This is a genomic window from Lutibacter sp., from assembly GCF_013041805.1.
Lineage (GTDB): Bacteria > Bacteroidota > Bacteroidia > Flavobacteriales > Flavobacteriaceae > Lutibacter.
Genome location: NZ_JABDRI010000098.1, coordinates 1 through 9,268 on the forward strand (window position 1 = coordinate 1; position 9,268 = coordinate 9,268).

Here is a 9,268-nt window from a genome sequence, read left to right on the forward strand (position 1 = left end):
ATTAACACCTATTAAAAATTACAATTTATTATTATTAATTTTTAGTGGTTTTATGGTGTTAGGTTTGTTTTTATTGTTAGTAAATCAATTTAAAAAGAAATCTTAAGTGCTTTGTCAATAACTTTTATTGCCCAACTAATTTTGGAATAGTACTTTTGATTTTTTAAAGAATTCCTGTGACTAACTACTTAAATAATCTAAACGAATCTCAAAGAGAAGCTGTTTTGCATAAAGAAGGCCCAATGATTATTATTGCTGGTGCTGGTTCTGGTAAAACACGTGTTCTAACCTATAGAATTGCAAATTTAATGCATAATAATGTGGATGCCTTTCATATTTTAGCGTTAACTTTTACGAACAAAGCAGCACGAGAAATGAAAAGTCGTATTGCAGATGTTGTTGGAGATTCTGAAGCAAAAAACTTATGGATGGGTACTTTCCATTCTGTTTTTGCTCGTATTTTAAGGTCTGAAGGTCATCACTTAGGATTTCCTTCTAATTTTACAATTTACGATACGCAAGATGCTGTTAGATTGCTTTCTTCTATTATTAAAGAAATGCAATTAGATAAAGATAGATACAAGGCAAAACAGGTTTTAAGTAGAATTTCTTCATTTAAAAACAGTTTAATTACTGTAAAAGCATATTATAATAATCCAGAATTAATGGAAGCCGATAAAATGGCTAGCCGTCCAAAGATTGGAGAAATTTATCATCATTATGTAGAGCGTTGCTTTAAAGCTGGAGCCATGGATTTTGATGATTTATTGTTACGAACCAATGAGTTACTTACACGTTTTCCTGAAGTTTTAGCAAAATACCAACATCGTTTTAAATATATTTTGGTTGATGAGTATCAAGATACCAATCACTCTCAATATTTAATTGTAAGAGCATTGGCTGATCGGTTTCAAAATATTTGTGTGGTAGGTGATGATTCGCAAAGTATATATTCATTTCGTGGCGCAAATATTCAAAATATTTTGAATTTTCAGCGTGATTATGATAAAGTAAATATCTTTAAATTAGAGCAAAATTATCGTTCATCAAAAAATATTGTTGAAGCTGCCAATAGTGTTATTCAACGGAATAAAACAAAATTAGATAAACAAGTTTGGACAGCGAATAGTGAAGGGGGTAAAATAAAAGTAATGAGAACTTTTACAGAGGCTGAGGAAGGACGTTTTATTGCAAATTCAATTTTTGATAACAAAATGAATTTACAACTAAAAAATTCTGAATTTGCTATTTTGTACAGAACAAATGCTCAATCCAGAGCTATTGAAGACGCACTGAGAAAGAAAGATATAAAATATAAAATTTATGGTGGTTTGTCTTTTTATCAACGTAAAGAAATTAAAGATACTTTAGCCTATTTACGTTTATTAATCAATCCAAATGATGAAGAAGCTTTAAAGAGAGTCATAAATTATCCAGCTCGAGGAATCGGTACTACAACAATGGATAAATTATCTGTGGCAGCAAACCATTACAAAAAGTCAATTTTTGAGTTGTTATTAACGTTACAGCAACTTGACATTAATATAAATGCCGGTACAAAAACAAAGTTAACCAACTTTGTTACCATGATACAACACTTTCAAATAGAAGCGCAAAGTAAAAATGCTTTTGAAATTGCCGAATTTGTAATTAAACAAACCAGATTAATTAAAGATCTAGAAAGTGATGGTACACCTGAAGGTGTAAGTAAAGTTGAAAATATACAAGAACTTCTAAATGGCTTAAAAGATTTTGTTGATGTTCAAAAAGAAAAAGAAGAAGAAGATTCATTAGCTTTTTTCTTAGAGGATGTTGCTTTAGCTACTGATTTTGATAGTGAAAAGAAAGATGATACACCAAGAGTTTCGTTAATGACGATTCATTTGGCGAAAGGATTAGAATTTCCATATGTTTATATTGTTGGTCTTGAAGAAAATTTATTTCCTTCAGCCATGAGTATGAATACGAGAAGTGAATTAGAAGAGGAACGAAGATTGTTTTATGTAGCTTTAACTAGAGCAGAACAGCAGGCCTATTTAACTTATGCGCAAACGCGCTATCGTTGGGGAAAGTTAGTAGATTGCGAACCAAGTAGATTTTTAGAAGAAATTGACCAACAGTTTTTAGAATTTTTAACAGTAAAAGAACCAATTCCAAAGCAACAAAAGTTTATTGATGAAGATATTTTCGGAAGTGTTCCGCAACATAAAATTCGTTTTAAAAAACCAGTTCAACGAACACCAAATAAAAAGGTAGTTAAACAACAACCTCAATTTTCACCACCAAAGAATTTAAAAAAGGTAGTTAAATCCTCTTCATCACCTTCAAATTTGTTTGATAGCTCAATTGAAATAGGTAATATTGTAGAGCATACAAAGTTTGGTAAAGGAGAGGTAATTAGTATAGAAGGCTCCGGTGCAAATCAAAAAGCTGAAATTAGATTTGCCTCTGTAGGTGTAAAAAAATTATTATTGCAATTCGCAAAACTCACAATTATAACCTAAATTATCATTGTGAAACCAATATTTATATTGTAATTTGCATCTTATAAAATAGAAGATTAGATACATGGAATTTGATTTAGAATACAATGCAGATAGACCGCATTTAATTATCCCAGAATATGGCCGTCATATTCAAAAATTAGTAGACCATTGCATTGCTTTGGAAGATAGTGAAGAACGAAATAAAATGGCAAAGGCAATTGTAGATGTTATGGGCAATTTACAGCCACATTTAAGAGATGTACCAGATTTTAAACATAAGTTATGGGATCAGCTTTTTATTATGGCAGATTTTAAATTAGATGTTGATTCACCCTATGAAAAATTAAAGAAAGAGGTCTTACAAGAAAAGCCGGAGCGATTGGAATATCCTAAATATGCTTCTAAATATAGATATTACGGGAATAACATTCAAACAATGATTGACACTGCCTTGACCTGGGACGAAGGTGAAGCACGAGAAGCGTTGTATTGGACCATTGCAAATCATATGAAAAAATGTTATTTGAATTGGAACAAAGATACTGTTAGTGATCAAATTATTTTTAAGCATTTGGTTGAATTATCAAAGGGTAAAATTGACTTAACCGACAAGAATGAAACATTATCAGAGGTAAAAGATCTATTGAGAAAAAGGCCTTCAAATACTAAATCAAATTATAAAAAAGGGCATTCAAATAAACCTAGGTCTAAGAAAAAACAACAATAATAATTCCTATAAAATGGCTACATTTAAAATTGAAGGAGGCCATAAGTTAAGTGGTGAAATTACTCCTCAAGGTGCTAAAAATGAGGCTTTACAAGTTATTTGTGCAGTTTTATTAACAGCAGAAAAAGTTACTATTAGTAATATCCCTGATATTCGAGATGTAAATAAATTAATTTTTATTTTAAGTGAGTTGGGAGTAAAGGTAGCTAAATTAAAATCAGACACCTATACCTTTCAGGCCGATGAAATAAATCTTGACTATTTAAAATCGGATAAATTTAAAAAAGATGGTAGTTCCTTAAGAGGTTCTATCATGATTGTTGGTCCATTACTTGCGAGGTTTGGAGTAGGATATATTCCTCAACCAGGTGGTGATAAAATTGGTAGACGAAGATTAGATACACATTTTGAAGGGTTTATAAAATTAGGTGCTACTTTTAGGTATAACCAAAATGAACTTTTTTATGGTGTTGAAGCCAAACAGTTAATTGGAACAAATATGCTGTTGGATGAAGCCTCGGTAACTGGTACAGCAAATATTGTAATGGCAGCTGTAAAAGCAAAAGGAATTACAACAATTTACAATGCTGCTTGTGAGCCCTATTTGCAACAATTATGCAAGATGTTAAATAGTATGGGGGCAAAAATTAGAGGAGTAGGCTCTAATTTATTAATCATTGATGGTGTTGATGAACTTAATGGTTGTTCTCATAGAATATTGCCCGATATGATTGAAATTGGTAGTTGGATAGGTATGGCCGCAATGACCAAATCTTCAATTACTATTAAAGATGTAAGTTGGGATGATTTGGGATTAATACCTCGCGTTTTCCAAAAAATTGGAATTAATTTAGAGCGTAGAGGTGATGATATTTTTATTCCTGAACAAGATAGCTACGAAATTCAAAATTATATAGATGGCTCAATTTTAACAGTATCTGACGCTCCGTGGCCAGGTTTTACACCTGATTTGTTGAGTATTATTTTGGTAGTTGCTACACAGGCAAAAGGAAGTGTTCTGATTCATCAAAAAATGTTTGAAAGTCGTTTATTCTTTGTTGATAAACTTATTGATATGGGTGCCAAAGTAATTCTTTGCGATCCTCATAGAGCAACGGTTATTGGTATGAACCACGAATTTTGTTTAAAAGCAACAACCATGACTTCACCCGATATTAGAGCTGGTATTTCGTTGTTAATTGCGGCACTCTCAGCGAACGGAGTTAGTACTATCCAAAATATTGAACAAATTGATAGAGGCTATCAAAATATTGATGAACGATTGAGAGCTATAGGAGCTAAAATTACAAGGATTGAGTAATGAAAGCCTTTATAAAATATGATTGAAATTCCTATGAAAATAGGAATTTCTTTTATTATACATAACTTTGAAGTTAGAAATGTCATATTGGCATATTTATGATTATGGCAATACTTTTGCAAGCTTTTTTAGAGTTAAATTTTTCAAGTTAAAAATATGAGTAAAAAGGAAGAAATTAAAGAAGAAAAAAATATAGAGGAACAAGAAGTTCAGCAGGAAGATACTCAGGAAGCCAGTGCTGAAGAGCAATTAAAAAAAGAAGTACTTCAAGAAAAGGAAAAATTTTTACGTTTATTTGCTGAATTTGAAAATTATAAAAAGCGAACTTCTAAAGAAAGAATTGAGCTATTTAAAACTGCCAATGAAGAACTAATGACAGTATTATTGCCAATATTAGATGATTTTGACAGAGGCTTAGCTGAAATTAAAAAAGCGAAGGATAAAGAATTATTAAAAGGAATGGAGTTAATTAAAAATAAGCTTCAAAATTCATTAACTCAAAAAGGACTTAGCCATATAGAAGTTAAGCAAGGAGATACTTTTGATGTAGAGTTACATGAGGCTATTACTCAAATTCCATCACCATCTGATGATTTAAAAGGAAAAATTATAGAAGTTGTTGAGCAAGGTTATAAATTAGGAGAAAAAGTAATAAGATATCCGAAAGTTGTTATAGGGCAATAAATAAAATAATATGAAGCAAGATTACTACGAAATATTGGGCATTTCTAAAAATGCTACAACCGCAGAAATAAAAAAAGCATACCGAAAACAAGCAATCAAATATCATCCAGATAAAAATCCAGGAGATAAAACAGCTGAAGAGAATTTCAAAAAAGCGGCAGAGGCTTATGAAGTTTTAAGTGACGAAAATAAAAAGGCGCGTTACGATCAGTATGGTCACGCAGCATTTGAAAATGGAGGCGCAGGTGCAGGAGGATTTGGCGGAATGAATATGGAAGACATTTTCAGTCAATTTGGAGATATTTTCGGGGGTGGTTTTGGAGGTAGCTTTGGTGGACGTAGTTCTCGAGGTAGTGCAAGAGTAAAAGGAAGTAACTTGAGGATTAGAGTGAAACTTACCCTGGAAGAGATCGCTAATGGTGTTGAGAAAAAAGTAAAAGTTCGAAGAAAAATTCAAGCGGCAGGTGTAACATTTAAAACATGCTCTACCTGTAATGGTCAAGGTCAAGTAATGAGAGTTACTAATACAATCTTAGGACGTATGCAAACGGCATCAACTTGTCCAGCATGTCAAGGTGCAGGTGAAATCTTAGATAAACGTCCAAAAGGAGCTGATAATAGCGGGCTTGAAGTTAAAGAAGAAACAGTTTCAATAAAAATACCAGCAGGTGTTACGGAAGGGGTGCAGTTGAAGGTAAATGGAAAAGGAAATTCCGCTCCAGGAAATAACTCTGTGGATGGTGATTTAATTGTTGTTATTGAAGAAATTAAACACGACACTTTAAAACGAGAAGGAACTAACTTACATTTTGATTTGTATATTAATTTTTCTGAGGCTGTATTAGGGATTAGTAAAAATATTGATACGGTAACAGGAAAAGTTAAAATTAAAATAGAGCCAGGTACACAATCAGGGAAAATATTAAGGTTAAGGGGTAAAGGATTACCTAGTATTGATCATTACGGAAATGGAGATTTGTTAGTACATGTAAATGTTTGGACACCTCAAAGTTTGTCAAAAGAGCAAAAGGAATTTTTTGATAAAATGAAAAATGATGAAAATTTTGAACCTGCTCCTTCAAAATTTGATAAATCTTTTTTTGAAAAAGTAAAAGATATGTTTTCTTAAGTGTTAGTTTATTTTTATAAATAGAAAAATTAAACTATATTTGATAAAATGCTATTGGCTTTTTGTCAATAGTACTTTTTCTTTTTCATAGCAATTTTCCCACTCACATTGTGAGTGGGTTTTTTTAATCAACTAATTAAACTATTTTTGCACATTAAGTAGGTCGTCTTATCGTTCCGTTTTAACGGAGAGGAAAGTCCGGACACCAAAGAGTAGCGTAGCGGGTAACACCCGTCCAACGAAAGTTGAGGACAAGTGCAACAGAAAGCAAGTACAGTTCGGCTGTAGTGAAACCAGGTAAACTCTATGCGGTGAAATGCCACGTATATTGAAATTTTAGAGTTACTCGCTCTATTTCAAGGGGTAGGCAGCTTGAGCTATAGAGTAATTTATAGCCTAGATAAATGATAAGAACTTTTTAAGTACAAAATCCGGCTTATAGACCTACTTATTTTTTTATCAATTCCGTAATAAAAATCATAAATTTTACACATTAATTTATATTTTTCAAAATTATAGTAGATAATACTATTTATATCTATAAAAATGAAATGGAAATTGATTATTGTACAATTTAAAACATCATTTTTTGTAACTTCGCGTGAATAAAATAATTAAACAAAATATATAGATATGGCTTTTGATATAGATATGATTAAAGGTGTTTATAACCGAATGATCGAAAGAGTTGATACTGCAAAAAAAGTAGTAGGGAAACCTTTAACTTTGGCTGAAAAAATATTATATAATCACCTTTGGGACGGTAAAGCAACAGATGTTTTTACTAGAGGTAAAGATTATGTAGATTTTGCTCCAGACCGAATTGCTTGTCAAGATGCAACAGCACAAATGGCTTTGTTGCAGTTTATGCAGGCAGGTAAGAGCAAAGTAGCTGTTCCAACAACTGTGCATTGTGATCACTTAATTCAAGCAAAAATTGGAGCAGATAAAGATTTACAAAATGCTTTAAATTCAAGTAGTGAAGTATTTAATTTCTTAGCTTCAGTTTCAAATAAATATGGAATTGGTTTTTGGGAACCAGGTGCAGGTATAATTCATCAAGTAGTGTTGGAAAATTATGCTTTTCCAGGTGGAATGATGATTGGTACTGATTCACATACTGTAAATGCTGGTGGTTTAGGAATGATAGCTATTGGTGTTGGAGGTGCTGATGCTGTAGATGTAATGGCAGGAATGCCTTGGGAATTAAAATTCCCAAAATTAATTGGAGTTAAATTGACAGGAAAACTTTCAGGTTGGACCGCTCCAAAAGATGTCATTTTAAAAGTAGCAGGTATACTTACTGTAAAAGGTGGTACAGGTTGTATTGTTGAATATTTTGGTGAAGGAGCTAAAGCAATGTCTGCAACAGGAAAAGGGACTATTTGTAATATGGGTGCTGAAATTGGAGCAACTACATCTACTTTTGGTTATGATGAATCTATTGAACGATATTTAAGAGCAACTGATCGAGATGAAGTAGCTGATGAAGCGAACAAAATAGCATCATATTTAACAGGAGATGACGAAGTTTATGAAAATCCTGAACAATATTTTGATCAAGTTATAGAAATTAACTTATCGGAATTAAAACCACATATAAACGGACCTTTTACACCAGATTTAGCTACACCAGTTGGTGAAATGACTGAAAAAGCAACTAAAAATGAATGGCCTTTAAAAGTTGATTGGGGTTTAATAGGTTCTTGTACTAACTCTTCTTATGAAGATTTATCAAGAGCAGCTTCAGTTGCAAAACAGGCAGTGGATAACAAAATTGTAGCTAAAGCAGAATTCGGAATTAATCCAGGTTCTGAACAAGTGCGATTTACTGCTGAACGTGATGGACTATTAGATATTTTCGAAAATTTAAACGCTAAAATATTTACGAATGCTTGCGGCCCTTGCATTGGTCAGTGGGATAGAGATGGGGCAGATAAACAAGAAAAAAATACAATTATTCACTCATTTAATCGTAATTTTTCTAAAAGAGCTGACGGGAATCCAAATACGCACGCTTTTGTAGCTTCACCGTCTATGGTAGCAGCAGTTGCAATTTCAGGTAGATTAGATTTCAATCCAATGACTGATAAATTAATAAATCAAGATGGTCAAGAGATTTCATTGAAAGAACCTACCGGTTTTGAATTGCCTCCGCAAGGATTTGATGTTGAAGATGCTGGTTTCGTTGCACCAATTGAAGATGGTAGAGGAGTTGATGTTGTTGTGAAATCTGATTCTGAAAGACTACAGTTATTAACACCTTTCAAACCTATTGGAAATGAAATAAAAGGCGCTAAATTGTTGATTAAAGCATTTGGAAAATGTACAACAGATCATATTTCTATGGCGGGTCCTTGGTTACGTTTTAGAGGGCATTTAGATAATATTTCTAACAACTGTTTAATTGGAGCTGTTAATGCTTTTGGAAAAGCAACTAACAAAGTTAAAAATCAATTAAACGGTGAATTTGGTGCCGTACCTGACACTGCAAGGGCATATAAAGCGGCTAATGTATTTTCAATAGTTGTAGGAGATCATAACTATGGTGAAGGTTCATCTCGTGAGCATGCGGCAATGGAACCACGCCATCTTGGTGTTGCCGCAGTAATTGTGAAGTCATTTGCACGTATCCACGAAACAAACTTAAAAAAGCAAGGGATGCTTGGTTTAACGTTTGATAATGAAGCGGATTATGACTTAATTTTAGAAGATGATACGTTTAACTTTTTAGATTTAAACGAATTTGCACCTGGAAAACAATTAACATTAGAAATTATTCATGCTGATGGAAGTACTGATACTATTAAATTAAATCATACTTACAATGAGGGTCAAATTGAATGGTATAAAGAAGGGTCAGCTTTAAACTTAATAAAGAAACAAGGAGTTTAAGTATATTAAATTAAATCATAAAAAAA

At 32.4% G+C, this 9,268-nt stretch carries 6 protein-coding genes and 1 other RNA gene; all 7 read left to right on the plus strand.

Translation table 11 applies throughout. The features are described 5' to 3' along the window. Positions 1 to 176: 176 nt before the first annotated feature. The 7 genes from HKP59_RS11780 to HKP59_RS11810 all read left to right on the plus strand — a co-directional run bounded on the left by HKP59_RS11780 (position 177) and on the right by HKP59_RS11810 (position 9,242). A complete protein-coding gene (locus HKP59_RS11780) occupies positions 177 to 2,504 on the plus strand; it encodes an ATP-dependent helicase (protein ID WP_291807152.1) in 2,328 nt (775 codons plus the stop codon). Between the two features lie 64 nt (positions 2,505 to 2,568). After that, a complete protein-coding gene (locus HKP59_RS11785) occupies positions 2,569 to 3,213 on the plus strand; it encodes a DUF4290 domain-containing protein (protein ID WP_291807154.1) in 645 nt (214 codons plus the stop codon). A gap of 13 nt (positions 3,214 to 3,226) precedes the next feature. Further along, positions 3,227 to 4,534, plus strand: coding sequence for a UDP-N-acetylglucosamine 1-carboxyvinyltransferase (murA, locus tag HKP59_RS11790; protein WP_291807157.1), 1,308 nt, complete (start codon positions 3,227 to 3,229; stop codon positions 4,532 to 4,534). A 156-nt stretch (positions 4,535 to 4,690) separates the two neighbouring features. Then, positions 4,691 to 5,218 carry a nucleotide exchange factor GrpE gene (locus HKP59_RS11795; protein WP_291807160.1) on the plus strand — a complete coding sequence of 176 codons (528 nt, stop codon included), beginning with the start codon at positions 4,691 to 4,693 and terminating at the stop codon, positions 5,216 to 5,218. A gap of 10 nt (positions 5,219 to 5,228) precedes the next feature. Then, positions 5,229 to 6,347, plus strand: coding sequence for a molecular chaperone DnaJ (gene dnaJ, locus HKP59_RS11800; protein ID WP_291807163.1), 1,119 nt, complete (start codon positions 5,229 to 5,231; stop codon positions 6,345 to 6,347). Between the two features lie 155 nt (positions 6,348 to 6,502). Then, an RNA gene (gene rnpB / locus HKP59_RS11805) (RNase P RNA component class A) lies at positions 6,503 to 6,802 on the plus strand. Between the two features lie 178 nt (positions 6,803 to 6,980). After that, positions 6,981 to 9,242 carry an aconitate hydratase gene (locus HKP59_RS11810; RefSeq protein WP_291807166.1) on the plus strand — a complete coding sequence of 754 codons (2,262 nt, stop codon included), beginning with the start codon at positions 6,981 to 6,983 and terminating at the stop codon, positions 9,240 to 9,242. The last annotated feature ends 26 nt before the right edge of the window (positions 9,243 to 9,268 follow it).